19 protein-coding genes are annotated in these 16,351 nt (G+C 35.0%); 3 read left to right on the top strand and 16 right to left on the bottom strand.

What is annotated here, in order from left to right:
• Window positions 1–749: 749 nt before the first annotated feature.
• The 9 genes from BM090_RS16675 to BM090_RS16640 form a co-directional block, all read right to left on the bottom strand.
• Complete coding sequence (locus BM090_RS16675; RefSeq protein ID WP_091516267.1) at window positions 750–977, bottom strand: hypothetical protein; 228 nt, start codon at window positions 975–977, stop codon at window positions 750–752.
• Window positions 978–1,193: 216 nt separating this feature from the next.
• A complete protein-coding gene (locus BM090_RS16670; protein ID WP_091516263.1) occupies window positions 1,194–1,472 on the bottom strand; it encodes an ABC transporter substrate-binding protein in 279 nt (92 codons plus the stop codon).
• Between the two features lie 99 nt (window positions 1,473–1,571).
• Window positions 1,572–1,766, bottom strand: coding sequence for a hypothetical protein (locus BM090_RS16665; protein ID WP_091516260.1), 195 nt, complete (start codon window positions 1,764–1,766; stop codon window positions 1,572–1,574).
• Window positions 1,767–1,975: 209 nt separating this feature from the next.
• Window positions 1,976–2,650: a hypothetical protein gene (locus BM090_RS16660; RefSeq protein ID WP_091516256.1), complete on the bottom strand. Its 675-nt coding sequence runs from the start codon at window positions 2,648–2,650 to the stop codon at window positions 1,976–1,978.
• Window positions 2,651–3,052 (bottom strand): recombinase family protein, encoded by a 402-nt coding sequence (locus BM090_RS16655; RefSeq protein WP_177199989.1) that lies wholly within the window; start codon window positions 3,050–3,052, stop codon window positions 2,651–2,653.
• 6 nt (window positions 3,053–3,058) lie between these two features.
• Complete coding sequence (locus BM090_RS16650) at window positions 3,059–3,349, bottom strand: recombinase family protein (protein ID WP_394333481.1); 291 nt, start codon at window positions 3,347–3,349, stop codon at window positions 3,059–3,061.
• 75 nt (window positions 3,350–3,424) lie between these two features.
• Window positions 3,425–3,517 (bottom strand): recombinase family protein, encoded by a 93-nt coding sequence (locus BM090_RS18210; protein ID WP_143084015.1) that lies wholly within the window; start codon window positions 3,515–3,517, stop codon window positions 3,425–3,427.
• A gap of 255 nt (window positions 3,518–3,772) precedes the next feature.
• The gene (locus BM090_RS16645) at window positions 3,773–4,504 is read right to left on the bottom strand and encodes a DNA adenine methylase (RefSeq protein WP_091516247.1); all 732 of its coding nucleotides are present in this window, start codon (window positions 4,502–4,504) and stop codon (window positions 3,773–3,775) included.
• A 196-nt stretch (window positions 4,505–4,700) separates the two neighbouring features.
• The gene (locus tag BM090_RS16640) at window positions 4,701–5,807 is read right to left on the bottom strand and encodes a hypothetical protein (RefSeq protein ID WP_091516243.1); all 1,107 of its coding nucleotides are present in this window, start codon (window positions 5,805–5,807) and stop codon (window positions 4,701–4,703) included.
• Window positions 5,808–6,245: 438 nt separating this feature from the next.
• On the opposite strand from BM090_RS16640, the gene BM090_RS16635 reads away from it, so the two are divergent.
• From BM090_RS16635 to BM090_RS16625, 3 genes are read left to right on the top strand one after another with little or no spacing between them, the layout of a single operon-like run.
• On the top strand, window positions 6,246–7,340 hold the full coding sequence (locus BM090_RS16635) for a DUF4407 domain-containing protein (RefSeq protein WP_091516239.1): 1,095 nt from the start codon (window positions 6,246–6,248) through the stop codon (window positions 7,338–7,340).
• Window positions 7,327–7,698 (top strand): hypothetical protein, encoded by a 372-nt coding sequence (locus BM090_RS16630; RefSeq protein WP_143084014.1) that lies wholly within the window; start codon window positions 7,327–7,329, stop codon window positions 7,696–7,698. The genes BM090_RS16635 and BM090_RS16630 overlap by 14 nt, the downstream gene beginning before the upstream one ends.
• Window position 7,699: 1 nt before the next feature.
• Window positions 7,700–8,020, top strand: coding sequence for a helix-turn-helix domain-containing protein (locus BM090_RS16625; RefSeq protein WP_091516234.1), 321 nt, complete (start codon window positions 7,700–7,702; stop codon window positions 8,018–8,020).
• Window positions 8,021–8,294: 274 nt separating this feature from the next.
• On the opposite strand, the gene BM090_RS16620 is transcribed toward BM090_RS16625, so the two are convergent.
• The 7 genes from BM090_RS16620 to BM090_RS16590 are packed head-to-tail and all read right to left on the bottom strand — an operon-like array spanning window position 8,295 to window position 16,338.
• On the bottom strand, window positions 8,295–8,819 hold the full coding sequence (locus BM090_RS16620; RefSeq protein WP_091516230.1) for a hypothetical protein: 525 nt from the start codon (window positions 8,817–8,819) through the stop codon (window positions 8,295–8,297).
• A gap of 1 nt (window position 8,820) precedes the next feature.
• A complete protein-coding gene (locus tag BM090_RS16615; RefSeq protein ID WP_091516227.1) occupies window positions 8,821–10,995 on the bottom strand; it encodes an AAA family ATPase in 2,175 nt (724 codons plus the stop codon).
• The gene (locus BM090_RS16610; protein WP_091516224.1) at window positions 10,992–11,225 is read right to left on the bottom strand and encodes a hypothetical protein; all 234 of its coding nucleotides are present in this window, start codon (window positions 11,223–11,225) and stop codon (window positions 10,992–10,994) included. Before BM090_RS16610 ends, BM090_RS16615 begins: the two co-directional genes overlap by 4 nt.
• A gap of 11 nt (window positions 11,226–11,236) precedes the next feature.
• Window positions 11,237–13,438: a DEAD/DEAH box helicase family protein gene (locus BM090_RS16605; RefSeq protein WP_091516222.1), complete on the bottom strand. Its 2,202-nt coding sequence runs from the start codon at window positions 13,436–13,438 to the stop codon at window positions 11,237–11,239.
• Window positions 13,431–14,579, bottom strand: coding sequence for a cysteine desulfurase family protein (locus tag BM090_RS16600; RefSeq protein WP_317040752.1), 1,149 nt, complete (start codon window positions 14,577–14,579; stop codon window positions 13,431–13,433). Before BM090_RS16600 ends, BM090_RS16605 begins: the two co-directional genes overlap by 8 nt.
• Window positions 14,576–15,811, bottom strand: coding sequence for a DNA sulfur modification protein DndB (locus tag BM090_RS16595; RefSeq protein ID WP_091516219.1), 1,236 nt, complete (start codon window positions 15,809–15,811; stop codon window positions 14,576–14,578). The genes BM090_RS16600 and BM090_RS16595 overlap by 4 nt, the downstream gene beginning before the upstream one ends.
• Window positions 15,811–16,338, bottom strand: a complete 528-nt coding sequence (locus BM090_RS16590; RefSeq protein ID WP_091516215.1) for a GIY-YIG nuclease family protein — start codon at window positions 16,336–16,338, stop codon at window positions 15,811–15,813. The genes BM090_RS16595 and BM090_RS16590 overlap by 1 nt, the downstream gene beginning before the upstream one ends.
• Between the last annotated feature and the right edge of the window lie 13 nt (window positions 16,339–16,351).

Here is a 16,351-nt window from a genome sequence, read left to right as displayed (position 1 = left end):
ATCAAATAGTCTACCAGAAATCAAAGAGTTCAAATAGTCAAAATAGAAATATACACTTTTGGGATATTTGCATACTTTTGAGCCATTCGTATATTATAACCAATACCATGCTCTGCTGCGATCATTTCAGCTAAAACAACATATCATCGACACAGACCTATGAGTACGCGAACATTATCATATACTTGCGGTAAAATATAACGGAAGTACATAAGTATTCTTTTAGTTTTTCAGAAGTGTAAAATCGTTATAAGGTCTTGTAATTCTCAAGGAATATGATGAAGTCCATTCATGATCGTACCTAAAAGAGGGAAAAAAGTACCTATAATAAGTAGCCCAATTTTTGCACTTTCTCCTAATCATAAAGAAAGTAAAATTAGTGGTAATATCCCCTCTATTGGTATATATCTCATGAATGTAATGTAAGGGGTTAGTAGTTTTTGTATATAAGGAAATGTATAAAATATACCTCCAACAACAAAGGCAAGAGTAAGTGAAATAGTAAATGCAATAAAAACCCTAGTAAATGAGTATATGACATCTACCATAAATCAGCCTTCTCAAAACATGGTCAATGCGGTATCAAACAACTTTTGAAATGAAGGGAAAAAGAATGAGTGCTCACCACTCATTCCTAAAACAAGCCACAAAAGTATAGCAAAGCCAATACTTATTAACGGCATTAGTGTTTTTTCATATTTTATACAAATGTAGGATATAATCATAAATATACAAGAATAATTATTAATCTAAGGAATCATATCTAAGATAGAATTAGTCAATGCATCAACAGATTTGTTAGGTGCAATGCTGTCTCCATTTGTTTTCATAAGATCTGCAACAGTATTGTACATAGTCCATACATTACTAGTATAGTTTTTATTGAACATGTCTTTATTGTCAGATAGAGTATGCCATATAATGACCTTTTTTAAGTCCAGCATATCGCCAGTAGGCATCTCAAAAGCTTTTGACATAATTTCATATGACTCAGTAGGGTTATTATTTATATAATCTAGTGACGCTACCCATCATTGAAGGAAATCTTTTAGATAATTAGTATTTGTCCCAGAGAAAAGTTCACTTTTTGCAAAGTAGATTGCAGGAAATAGACCAGGAAAATCTTTTGAACTATATAGTAATTTTGCGCCTGATATTATATTGAGTGAATTAGTAATATATGGCTCATATGTTCAAGCAGCATCAACCTGACCTGCAATAAAGGCAGTGGCTGCATCTGCGGCTGGCATATACTTAATTTTAAGTGTTTTGAAATCAATATTATTTTGTTTTGCAGCGTATTTGAGGAGAATGTATGCCGGTGTTTCTTTTTCTAAGGCAATAGTTTTACCACTTAAATCAGCCAAAGATTTGACTCCATTTTTAACCAATAATCCATCTGCTCCATTTGACTCGTCTCCGAGCATAAAACCAATACCAGGAGCTTCTTGACCATCAGTATTTAAATACATATCATATGTTCATTGGTATATATCAATATTTCAGGCTTTCATAGCTAACCTTGCGTCACCTATACCACCTATTTTTACAATTTTAACACTAATACTTGGTCAAAATAGACCTTTTTCTTTTGCGACATAAAGAGGAGCAAGACCAGCCCAACCAATATCTCCTAAGACAATCTCTTTTTTTGTAGTTGTTTCTACATCAGTGATACTAGATTTCTGATAAGAACACCCAGCTATAACCAAAATAGCAATAAATAAAAGCAATCCCTTTGAGTTTTTTGCAAAAGATTTATACATCAAACAGGTGAGAAAAGAATAAATATCCTCAAATCACATATAATGTTTAGTTGCAAAAATTCAATTGATTTTTTAGTATAAACTAAGGCAGTATTTTATAGCAATGAGTCATAGATTAGGCAGTGTTAAATTTTATACCTCCTTTACACAGAAACCCCACCCCATTCCTTATACTGCGACCATGCCAGTATTTCGCTGTATAATACCGTTCAAAAGTGGTTCAAATCTGTATCCGTCATCTCCAAATGACTATTTTTCCTATTATCAAACACCTGAAACGCCTCTCGCAAAGCACTTTGTGGGCGGTTCAAAACACCATTTTTTACAGGGCTCACTTTTAACGGCTCTTTGAACCACATTTCAATAAATTTCTTCTTTTGAAGGTGATTAGCCTGTTCCCACGCCTGTCGTGGACTCAATATCAACCTGACCGTTGCCTCCAAAACCTCCTCCTCCAATCGTTTATCGGTTGAGGCAGTCACATTACTTTCTTTTAAGCCACGTATCGTCAGTTCCAAACTCGACAACTGCGATTCTATTTTTTGAATAAGCGTCGGGTTGCTATAATGAATAATCTTATCCATTAAGCTATTGTATTCTTTTTCAAGCTCTTGAATCTTCAATTCACGGCTTGTATCTCTCTGATGCACTTGGCTCTTTAGTCCATTTACGTGTTCTATCAGCAGTTTTTTAAAGGCTTCCTTGTCTTTGGGGCTGAGTGTAATACCTCTAAAATACAACTCTAATCGTTTGTGTACCTTCTCCGCTCTAATGGATTTGCCCTTATAGGCTGAGCCACTACTAAACCTATAATAAGGATAAGATTGATTTCTACCCTTGCTCCAACCCGCAAACAATAAATTCCCTTCCTCATCGGCTAACATTCATTTTAACGGAAAATGCTCATCATAAAGACTGGAAAAATTCCCCATCACGGGCTTTTTATTATTTAATTTCTCTTGAATAATATTATACGTTTCCAGCGAAATAAGCCCTTCATGCTTCCCTTTACGAAACGGAACATTCCAATGCCAAAGCATTGCTCCATTGGCATCTTTCGTCGTTTTTTGATATGCTATATAGCCCGCATATACCAACTGATTCAATATACGACCCACATTACTCACGCTCATTCCTTTGGCCGAGCCCTTCGATTCGCCTGTCTGAGAACGCAAACCCTTTTTATTCCAAAAGTCTCTTAATTCTCTAACAGATATTATTTTGCCCGAAGCATAAGCCTCTAAACCCTCTTTTAACAAACTTGCTTCGGGTTCTTTGGGTAACAAGATTTTTCAGCCGTGAGCCGATTTGACTTGCTGATAACCCAATGGCGGAAACCATGGCCAATAACCGTCCATCAAACGGGCGTGTTGGCGCGAAAAAACTCTCTCGGCGTTTTGCCTGCGGAAAAATTCCGCTTGTAAGGCCATAATCCCTTCCGAAAACCTACCCGTAGCCGTGTTCTCAAACGTCATTTTTACGGTAACAAAAGACAAGCCCAACCTCTCCAATTCTTGTTTGATTTGCATGTGAACCACTATATCACGCGCAATACGGTCTATGTCATCACATAAAAAATACATGATTTTGGTCGGATTTTTGGCATTATACGAAGACACAAACTGGTATAAATTCAATAATGCTGGCCTTTCAAGGATTCAACCCGAAACCCCTTCTTCCTTAAATACCTGCATGACCGTCCAGCCTTTGGCTTGTGCAAATTGACGACATGCTATTTCTTGGCCGTCCAATCAAGCCCCATTTTGTACCTGAAGGTCAGAGGAAACACGACAATAAATTACTACATTAACCATGAAAATCAGAAAAAAAGATAAAGAAAAAGGCGGCTTTCACCGCCCAATTATATCCAATTGCTTTGTCAGCGCAAGAGCAAAATCACTTTCTTTTACATTAGCGAACTCCCGATTATTTCAATACAAAGTTGGATTCGTAAAGCTACTAACGAGCTGCTTTCGGGGTCTTGCAAAATACGGTTATTCATTAGATTATACTTCTACAACTAAATCAAAATTGGCCACCAATACCTCCGTTTTCAAGCTCGATACTTTGCCTTTTACCTTAGAGCCTGCTTGTAATGCCTTGGTTTCGCTTCGCACTTTTCGTCCGTTGGCCTGCACGTGTTTATCCAGCAAATCTGAAGGGTAATTGGACAGAATAAATTTGCCTTTCAGCCCACCCAATAGCGTCAGTAAATCGTCATAATCCTGTACCGTGTAGCCAGAATAATGGCCTTGGTCAACTTTATTTTTGCCTGATTTGCTGCCCATACGCTCAGATATATAAGGCGGGTCGATATAAAAGAAGGCATTTTCTGTGTCGCGGGCGGCTATCAAATCCAAAGCTCCTATGTTTTCAATACAAGTTTTCGCCAAACGTTCCTTGATTCGCGACCCAAAGTTTTTCTTTTTGTTATTGAAACGTTTGGCGACTGTATTATGATTTCTGTCAAAAGCAAAGCCACTACCAATGCTTGAACTAAAACACGTGGCACTCAAAACCCAAAACGCCCATGCTTTCTTTAGCTCTGAAAAGCAATCGGCATTGCGCCAAACGTTGCGAGCAATTGCCCATTCGCGACGGGCATAGGGCGTGGCAACAACCAACTGTTGCAACAAAGGAAACAAATCCTCGTCTTGTGCCACTTGGTAGAAGTTCGCCACTACTTCATTTTTATCCCCAATTACCTCTATTTCTGAAGGTTCCTTTGCAAAGTACACGGCTCAACCCCCAAAAAAGGGTTCACAATAAAGTTGATGAGCAGGGATTGCTTTGGCTATTTTATTCGCCATTTGCTGCTTTCAGCCATAGTAACTAATTGGTGTTTTTCTTTTAAACCAGTTTAACATTTTTCTCTTATTTAGGAAGTAAATACACTGGGTGTAGTTATTTTCCTTTTTTTTCTGAGTAAAGACCTTATTTTAATTGGTTTAAAAGTTCATTTTTATATTTTTCTATCAAATTTAACTGTCCCAAATACTGATGTTTTTGATTAAATTCCTGTACAGAAGATAAATATTTAAGTGCATTTTCTTTATTTTCAGTTACGGCATAACGAAGAGTATTTGCTCTCAAATAAATAGATTGGTGCGATAAAGGAAGCCTCATCAATAAATCTGGCCGATGCTCCAACATATCCAAAAATGCGCCTCCTTTATCTTTATTTCCTACCAATAATTGAATTTCTGCTTCTCTAATTCTGGTAAATAAAGACCATTTTTCATCTGTATTGTCATCAAAATATTGATTACTTTTTGATAATAATTCCAACGCTTTGAGTGATATGTCTTTTTGCTTTAAATATGATTTATTATGAGCTAATGTAATCGCTAATTGATGCTCAAGTAACGCATTCCAATAAGACTTTTGTGTTCCCAAAGAAAAAAAATTGGCTTCTTTAGAAAGTGTATCATAATAATCAATCGCTATTTTAATAGGCGAATGTTGTCGATGAATATGGCCTTTCAAATTCAGCATTCGCATATAAAGAAGTGGATTGGGCGGTAAATACTGATTGATTTCTAACACATAATTAATACTTTCGAGTGGCTTAAAGTCACGGTACGCTTCGCCGCGTTGCATCAGACATTTAGCAATGCTAAAATGCAGATTTCTATATACTTCTGGGTTACGAGCCAAAACCTGAGGGCTGCGTATTTTTTGCGTGAGCATATCGTAATACCAAAGAGAATAATCTACATTGCCTTTCTCAAACTCTTGGTCTAAATGCGTGATTGTCTCCTGTAAGTCGCTAACTTTAAACGATATAATCGCCTCATCTTCTGTCTTTTTTCTGTATTTGGCCAAGAGTTCATCAGCCAAACTCAGTGCTTCTGGAAGATAAATAGAACGATGACCCTCAAAAAAACTTTTATCATTAAGTAGGTGCGTAAACCAGCCTTTGGCAAAAGCTTTATCTTGTATTCGTAGCCCTAACTTTTTACTAAACTCCTGACTTGCTCCGTGAAATGAACGCAAGCAATTAAGTTTAAAATATAATTCATGCACAATAGATGGTTTCATTATTCAAATAGGTTAAAGTAAACACTATTTTCAACTTTTTATTAAAGGTTGAAAATACGAATAGACACTCCCTTTTATAACGACTTTTGTCATGTCATTGTAGCAAGTTATACGTTATTTATGCAATAATCAATGACTTATATATTATTGCTACATCAAACGAGTACTCAAAAGATAGAATTTTCTAAAAATTGGCATAGCTACCCATGATTTAGAATACAAAAAAATGGTACTGACAAATATGCCAGCACCACACTGAAACTCCCGCGCGGTTAAATTTGGAAGTTGAACGATTTGTTCAGTAAAATCTATACGGATTTGTCTGGCAATTGCAAGACTTTTTAGCGGAAAATGTAAGTGTGTCGATAAAACTGGTTGTGCCGTCTTTTTTAGTAATTCATTATTTAATCAATTGTTAAAACTAAAAATGATACAAAAATGGGAAATATGTTAGAGTATGCTTCTTTTTCTGATGAAGTGTTATTATCCCAATGCACAAATCATTCTCGCATGACGCAACGCGCCGTAGGACTATGTGTCTGGCTCGTTATTGTACTCTCAGCTCTTAATATGGCTTATTTGATTTGGACGGTATCCAATAGCTACCTTCTTGCCGTCTTGATGTTCTTGATTTATGGGGGCATTATGTTGCAAGTCGAACGCATCATGTATGCCAGTGCAAGTAATAAGGGTATGATTTTTAGGCTAATTTTCGTCTTTGGTTCAACCTATATGCTCCACACGGTGAACGAATACATTGTGTACGGCAAAGAAATTACGCAAACCATTGAGGAAAATTACCAGCAAAAACGACTTGAAACCATCGAACCCATGACCAACGCAGTGGGGAATTATTTGGCCAGCAAAAAGGAACTGCAAGATGAGCTAACGCAATTGAGACACCAAAAAGCTGATTTAGAAAGTAAACTTGCCCAAGAAATTGGCGGTGTTTCTTTCAGCCAAAAGGTTAGTGGAAATGAAGGAGATGGTAAACTTGCGGGCATCATCAAAAATGATATTGCGCTGTGTGAGCAAAAAATCCAAGATATAGAAGGGCGATTGTCTTCTACTGAAACAGGTTTTAAGCGGGATAGTGTCACGGCCGTAGCCAAGCAAGATATTCTTGAGTTGAGTTCTACGCCTCATTATTCGGCGGTGGAGCAAAGTGCTGCCTTAGAAAAAGCTAAAGATAAGGCCGACGAATATCACAAAATCGCCTTCGACCTCTGGGGTAAAATTGTCATTGCCTTCTCGGTTTTCTTTGAAAGTGCTGTCCTTATTCTCAAAATGATTATTAAAACTGATTATACGGATTTGGCCAAGAGCAACCAATTGCAAGCACAAAAAAACGTTGAAATTCGTAATAATTTGGTCAATACCATATTAGATGAGATGGTCAATCCGAGCCCTAATAGCGGAGCGATTCGGCAGGATTTGGCCTATCGTTTGGTGGAGTCAAACATGATACGTCAGCAAATTAGCAGTGATTTTGTCAATCTTGGTAAACAACCCAAAGAGCATGAGTATGCCTGATGAGTTGTTGGGTGAAAATACGACAATGTGGTTGATAGTTGGCGGTGTACTCATGCTTATTGTATCGCTGAGTATGTTTAAAAAGTCCAACTACCTTCCTCCTATCAACAAAGAAGCAAGATTCGGGGAGGCTTCTGTTACCAGCACAACAACAGAGTTGCCTCTCCCAAACCAAGAAACAGAGGCCATGAATCCAAGAGCAGCCTTTGATGAACTGCAAAAAGCCCGTCAGGAGGTAGAGGTCAATCAACAATTGCTCAAACTTAATAAGGCTTCGTTGGAGGCCAAAGCCGCAGCCGAAAAAGAAGAAGCGCAGCGGCGCATGAATGAATTTTTAAAACGAAACACCCCTAATTAAAATGGAAAATCCCTTTGCAACAATATTGAAAGAGTTGGAAGAACTCAAAGGAATGGTCAGTGCTTTACAGGATTGGCGAGCTGAAAAAGTGGTGCCACCCGCCGAAAGTGATTTTATGCAGTTGGCCGATGCTGCCCAACTGTTAGGCATCTCCAAAAGCACTTTATACAAGTATTCATGCAGTCGGCAGTCACCATTCACGTTTTACAAGGTAGGAAAGCGATTGTTTTGCAAGCGTAGCGAACTCCTCAATTATATGAATGGCAGTAAGTTAGCCAGTGTAGAAAGCTATGCTAACCATAGGCTTTCCGCAAGAAAATAGCAATCCCCTCCGTCCCCATTTTGTTCCGATTTGGAATAGATTGGGGACGGAGGGGATTTAGTAGAAGTGCCTGTGATTGGTTAAGAATAATAAACTGTATTTTAAAATTACTATTCAATAATAAAAATAAGTCTATTCAAATCCTTAATTACTAAAAACATATTTTTACTTACAATGCTCTACCCAGTGCCTAATGCTACTGTATTAAATAAAACACTCTGTAAATTATTCTAATTGAATTTGACTGAATCCCCAAAGTAGCCCACTTGTAATTTTATTTATATATTTTACTACTCAAAATCATATCTAAAAAAGATGTTGGTTGAAGAAAGTAATTCGGGTTTTCATCAATTTTTTCTTTAATTAGAATTAACCCTCCGTTTGTATATGATTCCATTGTATGAATAAGTTGTTTTACAACTTCATCTTCTTCAATTTCACCTTTTTCTAATGCAAGAATATCTAATTCTGTTTTTGCAAATAAGGCAATAAAGATATTTTCTTGAAGGCTTGTAAAATCTTTTCTGTAAGAAGTTGTTGTCTTACTGCCCCAATGTTGAATGTGGTGGCTGAAATCTGTTTTCTTTTCTCCGTTTGGAATTGGCGAAAATTCATCATTATATAAACCCAAAAAAAAGGCATACATATACAATTCGTAGTTGGTACTAAAATACTTTCCAAGATTATTTTTCTTTTCGCCTTCCGCGCCAAATTTTTGTGAAAGCGAAGTAAAAAGCACCTTGTGAACTTCACTATACTTTGGAATTTTGGTTTTCCATTTGTCAAATAAGTTTTCCATATTACAAAGTAATTACTTGGGTATTGATTGTTTTTAAATTGTTCGGGTCAAAGGGTCTTTCCAATTTTACCCAAAACGCTTTGTTTCTTTTTACGCTTTTAAATTCATCTTTGATTGAAAGCACTTTTGTGTTTTTATCTGTGTAAAGGAAATCTTTTATCAAAAGGATTTTTTGATTGCCCGTTTCGTAAATCAGATTCAAGAATTTCTCTGTTTTGTTTTCGCCAAACGAAGATGTCGGTGCATCAAAAATCATTGGAAATTTTTCTGATTGGATTTCCGTTGCTAACTCTGATATGGCAAACAAGATGGAAATGTGCATTGATGTAAGCAACGATTGGTTCGGTTTGTAAAAAATTCTTCCGTCTTCTTGCAATTCAATATTTACAATCGTTTTATTGCTCTTATTTTGTTTTTCAAAAACAATTGTTCCTGTGAAAGCATCAATATTAATTTGCTTGAAAATATTGTTTGATTTCGTTTCAAGTTTTTCAATAAACCCGTCAAACTTTTTCTCTTTCGTGTCTTTGAAAATCGTTTCAATATCTCGCAAAATTGTTCTTGTTTTTATCAAAAATGATTGGGCAGAGCTTAAATCAATTTTGTCTTTTTCATCTTTTTTGGTTTTTAGTTGTGCTTCTATATCCTTTAGTTTCGCCTCGTAATCAATCTGTTCTTTGCCTTTCTGTTTCAAATCTCTTTGCCAAGAATTGTAGTTTTTCAGAACATTGACAAGTTTTTCTTCTGCAATACTTGAATCGCCTAAAACCTTTTCTCTCTCTGTTTTTTCTTTCTCTAATTGCTCATTCAGCAACTCAATATCTTTTTTTCTATCAGCATTAAATTCAAACAAATCTTTGATTGTTTTTCTGATTTCTCTAAGATTTTTCAAATTGTCTTCGTGGCTTACACTCAAATTTAAAAGTCTGCTCGTATAATCTTTCTTGAACAAAAGTTCATCATCGGCTTCCTTTTCCTTTTTGACTTGGCTTTGTAAATACGTTTGCAGGCGTTCAAACATAAAGTTGTACGCCTCTGAACCTTTTGGAGCTTCTCGATTACAAACTTTACAAATTTCATCGTGGAGCATTTCCTCCATAATAACTTTTGATGGAATATTATCAGGAAGCGGAACGGCATTATTCAATAGTTCTGCTTTGGCTTTTCTTTCGCCCTCTTTAATTCCTTGCTCCTTGTCAAATTCAGATTGTTGCTTTCTTCTGTCATGACTTAACTGCTTTACTTTGTCTGTAAATTCTTTATGAATTGGCTCAAAGTTTACTGCAATCCATTTTTCATCAAACAATGAGGTTGTGTAATTTTCGTCAATACGTTTGTTTGCCTCTGCAATTTTTTCTTCAATGTTTTTGATTCTGTTGTTTATCGTTTCAAGCGTATCGGCATTTTTAACGTGGCTTTCTGCTGATTGAAGATTGCCTTCTATTTTTTTGATTTCTTCAACAGTTGAATTTAAGTGAACTTGATATTTGTGTTTTTCATTTTCAAGACGAAGAATTTCGGTTTCCAAATTTTTATACAATACTTCGTTCTTCTTGTTAGATTTTGTAGAATCTTCAACGGCCTTTTCTGCTTTTTCTCTTAGAAAAGCACCTTTTTCAGAATACTTGTCATAATATTTTGCATCGGAAAACAAGTTTATCAAATTAATCAAAGCATCTTCGCTTTCAAAAATATTCAATTGGGATTCTCCTTTAAACATTGAATACTTTCGGATTTGAAAAGGAAAAATTCTATTTAATAAATCAGCTCCGTCAACTTGATTTCTTTCGCCTAACTTGTTTTCCTCAATGCCCTCCAGCATATAATTGGAAGTTGAACACTCGTTATCGGCTGTCTTTTTTACAATAAAAGATTTTGAAATGATTTGTTTTTCCTCATACTGCTCAACCGTAATGGATACTTTTACTCTAAAATCTTCTCCGATTTCCGCTTCGTTCAATGTTTTTGCAGAAACTAATGAGTTTAGTTTGTCGTTATCATTGTCGAACAACGAGCCTAATTTATTATTATCAAACAACCATTCAATGGCTTCAAAAAACTTTGTTTTACCTTCTCCATTTTCTCCTAAAATAATATTTAAGCCGTCTGATAATTCAAACTCTTTTACACCGCTGTAACAGAGGTAGTTTTCTATGGATATTTTTTTGATAATCATATTGATACTGTGTTTAAAAATTGGGTTACTTGGTCTCTTAAAACTTTATCAGTTACGGGTGACGTGCCGTCAAGACCTTCAACTATCAAAGCGATTGCTTTAATAATTAGCTTGTCTGAATTGAGTGCCTCACGAACTGTTGCAGGAATTTCAGAATCTTGCAACTCATACTTTGTTGTAAGTAATTCGTGATTCAGAAAACTTTTTAAAATTTCATCTTTTCTTGCCATAAGAAAATATTTCAAATGTCGTTTAAGTTTAAATTGTATTGGTCTAAAACATCTTTCAAAGAATTGTATGTTTCTGTTTTGTTCATTGCCAAATTTGCAAAATCAACAACACGTTCTAATTCTTTTCTTACTAAGCTCTTTTCCATTTCAAAGGTGCTTTCGTTATTTGAAACTTCAGGAATAACAACTAAGTCGTGAATTGTTGCGTGAATTTTATCTTTATGCAAACGCAAAACTCGCCCACGTCTTTGAATAAATTGCCTTGGATTTCCTGTACTGGCACAAAATATCGCCAATTCCGAACGAGGTACATCCACGCCTTCGTCTAGACATTTCATTGAAGTTAAAACGTGTGTAATTCCTTTTTCGTAATTGATTAAAACTCCTTCTCGATTTGTGGAATTTGACGTGAATTGTTTTACCATTACAGAATCGTCAGTATTACTTACAACTCTTGTGTACTCGTTAATCAATTTGTTTTCATCTTCTGTTTCTTCAATGAAATCGTTGTATTCAAAATTTGCTTCAACTCCTTCGGGAACGTAAACCAAAGTATATTTCAAGTTTTTTCGTTGCTTAAATTCATCGTTCAAAATCTTTTGAAACGCGTCAATTTTATTGGTGGCTTTATGGATAATGCGTTTTCTTTCCAACAATTTTTTCTCAATCTCTGGCGAACTTTTAAAATTTCCTTTCTCATCAAACAAACCCATTCGCAAAAGTTGAAGCGAAATTTCTTTATAGCGTTTCATTTCCTCTTCAGTCAATTTTACGATATGCGGGAAGTATGTGTATTGGCAGAGAAAACCATTTTCTAATGCTTGTTTCATTGAATAGGAAACAATATAAGGCGATTTGTCATTGAAAAATTCTTCAATTGCTGTATTTCCTGCTTCGTCAAATTTTCGGTGTGGTGTTGCCGATAAACCAATTCTTTTTTCTAAATGAATTGTCGGCAAAATCTTCAAAAGTCCTTGTGAACCTAAATTGTGCGTTTCGTCCGCAATCAATAGGGTTTCCTTTGGAAGTTGTTTGAAAAAACTTTGAAACTTATCTCTCGAAAGCGAAGCGTACGTTACAATTACGATATATGAAGTGTCAATCAATTTGCTTGCGGTATTGAAAAACGCAAGTTTATCTTCCCACTTTTCTTTTGAGCTTACTGTGATAACATTTTTGAAATTGAACTTGGCGCATTCTTTTTTCCATTGCTCCAACAATGCTGTTGTTGGAACTAAAATAATCGCTTTGTATGAGTTTTCTTTTTTATAATCTTCTAACAAGCAATTCAACGAAGTAATTGTTTTGCCTGTTCCTGTTGCCATTGCAAAAATTCCTTTATAATCGTTTGTAACCCAATTTTGATAGGCTTCTACCTGATACGTTCTTGGCGTCCCATTATTGGGAAATCTTGGATTGTGAATGACTTTATCAATTTCTTTGTGAAGTTTGAGAATAGTTTGTTTCAAACGCCCATTGTTAATCAAGCTCACTTTCTTTTTTAATAATTGGGATTCCTGAACTATAAGCTCATCCAAATCTTTGTTACCAAACCTATCTCTGATTGCAATTTCAATATCACTTGCAGATAAATATTCAACACTGTCATCATTTTCAGCAAAATAATTATCAATGATTCTCATTTGCTTTTTAATAAGTTTATTTGACCGTCCGTTTTCCCAGCTCAAGAAAGCTTCTAATTCTTCTAAATTTTCTGATAACCCTCTCAATGTAAAATTGCAGGAAGCTTTGTATGCAATACTGTTTTCTCCATCAGTAAAAACACCAGACTTATAATGTGCTATTCCTCTACCATTTTTGGGTTTTACAACTTTTATTTCAATGCGTTTTTCAGCAATTAAATAAGCTAAACATTCAAAAAAATGCGTGTCGTATTCATCAAGTATTCTACCAAGCGTAACAATATCAGTTAAATCAAAAACCTTATTTGGGTTTTCATTCAACCCTTTTTCAACTACTGCTTTATCTTTTTCAGAAAGCAAATGATTGATGACCATTCGCATTTTTCCACCTTTGCTGATAAATGTAGCAAAACCAATCGAAAGCAAATTAATAGCTGCCGAACTAAAATAGCCCAATAACAAATGAAATTCGGAACTATTTGCCAAACCTTCCAAATAGAACTGCATAGGCTCGTTTTCCGAACCTGTTTTATAATCCCTATCTATAGACCATTCGCAATCTTTAAGCATATCTAAAACTTGTTTTGATTAGTTCAGAAACAATTTTAACAACTAATTTTATTTCCTCTTTCGTATTAAACTTTCCCAACGAAAAACGAATTGAAGCAAAAGCATCATCATCACTCAATCCCATTGCCGTTAAAACGTATGAAGGCTCAACAATTGCAGAAGTACAAGCAGAACCATTTGAAACGGCTACATTTTTCATTCTTCCGATTAAAACATTTGCGTCAAAACCTTTGAAACAAATGTTGCTGACGTTGTGAATTCTATTTTCTGTACTTCCGTTTACGAACGTGTCGGGAATTTTGAGCAATTCGTTCTCTAACTCATTTCGCAACGATACAATTCTTTCTGCATCTTGTTGTATTTCTTGTTCAGCAATTTCACAAGCCCTTCCAAGTGCAATAATACTCGGAACGTTTAACGTTCCACTTCGCAATCCATTTTCGTGTCCGCCTCCGTGCGTGTATGCAGGAAGTTTAATTCCTTTCTTCACATACAAAGCCCCAATTCCTTTTGGAGCGTACATTTTATGTCCGCTTAAACACAAAATATCAATGCCTATTTTTCCAGCATTTATGTCTATTTTTCCAATAGCTTGAGTTGCATCAGTCATGAACAAAGCACCAACTTCGTGAGTAAGTAAAGCAATTTCTTGTATTGGTTGAATTACGCCTGTTTCATTGTTTACAAACATTACGCAAACCAAAATTGTATCTGAACGCAAAGATTTTTTCAATTCTTCCAAATCAATCAATCCGTTTTTTTGAACAGACAAATAAGTTACTTCGTAACCTCTATTTTCAAGATAATTGCAAGTATCAAGAACGGCTTTGTGTTCGGTTGATACTGTTATGATATGTTTACCCTTTTCTGAATAATTTTCGGCGACACCTTTTAAAGCAATGTTGATTGCTTCTGTTGAACCACTTGTGAAAATAATTTCTTTATCCGTTGCACCGATTAAATCTGCGACTTGCGTTCTTGCTGATTTTATGGCTTCATTTATGGTTTTGCCAAAATGATGCGTACTGCTTGGATTGGCAAAATTTTCTTTTAGAAATGGAAGCATCGCATCCAACACTCGTGGGTCTATTGGAGTGGTGGCGTTGTAGTCGAGGTATGATATGTTGTGTTTATAATTCAATTTTCAATTCCTTGTAAAACATTATCTACGTCTTGTGATGAAATTTTTGACGCATAGCCTTCTTTGAGTTTTTTAATTTCTTGGGCAGTCAAAACATTGTCAGAGTACAGATAAATAAGCAATGATTGCGTTACCGAATCAGAGTTCATTATCATTTTCTTTTCAATCGGATTCCAAACTACATTTAACCAAGGTTTAGTATTTATTTCAAAATTGACATTATTAAAACGCTCAAAGATTTGCTCAAATGAAATTTGTTTTCTTTGATAAATCAACAAGCTTGATTTTATAAAAGGCAATATACCGATAGGACGGAATAAAAGATTTCCTCCCGTTTCATTATTACGATAAGCTTCTGCTGAATTTTCAACTGTGTTTACATACTCGGAAATGAATGAAAGTTTTGTTTTGAAAGCATCCCAAAAACGAATACAAAAAGACTTATAGGCTTCAAATTCTTCGTTTGATGGTTTAAATTTTAGATATTTATCTAAGACCTTTTTAGTAGGTTTCTTTTTGAAATTTTCTTCATAAAAAACTTTGAACAATTCAAGATTGGCTTGATACAAAGTAATAATAGATGTGATAGCTTCTTTATTCTTAGGTGGAATAGCTTTTTGTTTTGCAGAAATAACTCTTTTGCCTGTAAACAAGTCATATTCTTCAAGCAAGTTTCTTGTCATAATTGCAACAACATCGTCTTCTTCTAACGCAATAACATAATCAGGTGAAACGGGTTTCGCATAACGGTTAAGTGTAGTAAACAATCTTCTTGTTCTTTGTTTTCCTGAATCATCGTTTTTGTGTCCGATAAAAATTGCAGCAATTTGCTGGTCTTTTAACTCAGGTTTTTCTTTCAATGCTGCTTTAATTCCTTCAACACGATGTTGTCCATCAACAGGAAATATCTTATGCTGACTAGGGAAATCAAGTAATCCCATTTGATAAGTTTCTGTTTCGTCATATTTAAACTCAATTTCTTGCCAATCAGGATAATCGTCATAAACAGCTAATACAAGTGAATTAAAGAATAATTCTTGTTGATTAATTATGTATTCTTTTACCCCTTTATAATTGTCGGTAATGCTTCGCTGAATCAAATCTTTTAATGATTCCGACTTATGTAAATTTTCATCAACCTTTGAAACAAATTTATCTACTTGTTCAAAAGTAAGAGTGGTTACGTAGTAATCCCAATTACCTATTTTTGCTCTTAACGCTGGAATTTTCATTATTGAAATGCTTTTATTGCTTGTTTAATTTCTGCGTCTGGAATTTCTGTATTCATTGGTAAAAGTAATGAGTTAATAAACTCCTTTTCAATACAAACAGTGTCTTCGTTATCATCTAATGGAAAATATGCTAAGTGTAAATCGTTTTTCCAATAATTAAACATTCTTGTTATTTTTGGTCTTTCATCATTACGTTGATATTTTTGAAAGTATTCTTTTACACGTTTTCTTAGATTTTGATTTGCTGTAAACTGTGCCCGTCCAACATATAGTGGATATTCAGTTATGCCCGTAATGATTTCACACTTAACATAAAACATATACAAACCTCCTTTGTCGTTGGGAATATTTTCAATGTTTGCATCAAAATTGTCAGCATTGTCATTTAGGTATTTTATTGTTACCCATTGGTTAAAGTTTAAATTCAAATCAGGATAATTGAATTTACTCCACAATTCTCTATGAAGCTTGTATTCAACTTTCCTTAATTCCAATTCTTCTCCTAATGAAAATGCGTTTCCAGTCATATTTTCAATAATG

The sequence above is a fragment of the Flexibacter flexilis DSM 6793 genome (genome assembly GCF_900112255.1).
Taxonomy (GTDB): domain Bacteria; phylum Bacteroidota; class Bacteroidia; order Cytophagales; family Flexibacteraceae; genus Flexibacter; species Flexibacter flexilis.
This window is presented reverse-complemented; position numbering and strand designations above follow the sequence as displayed.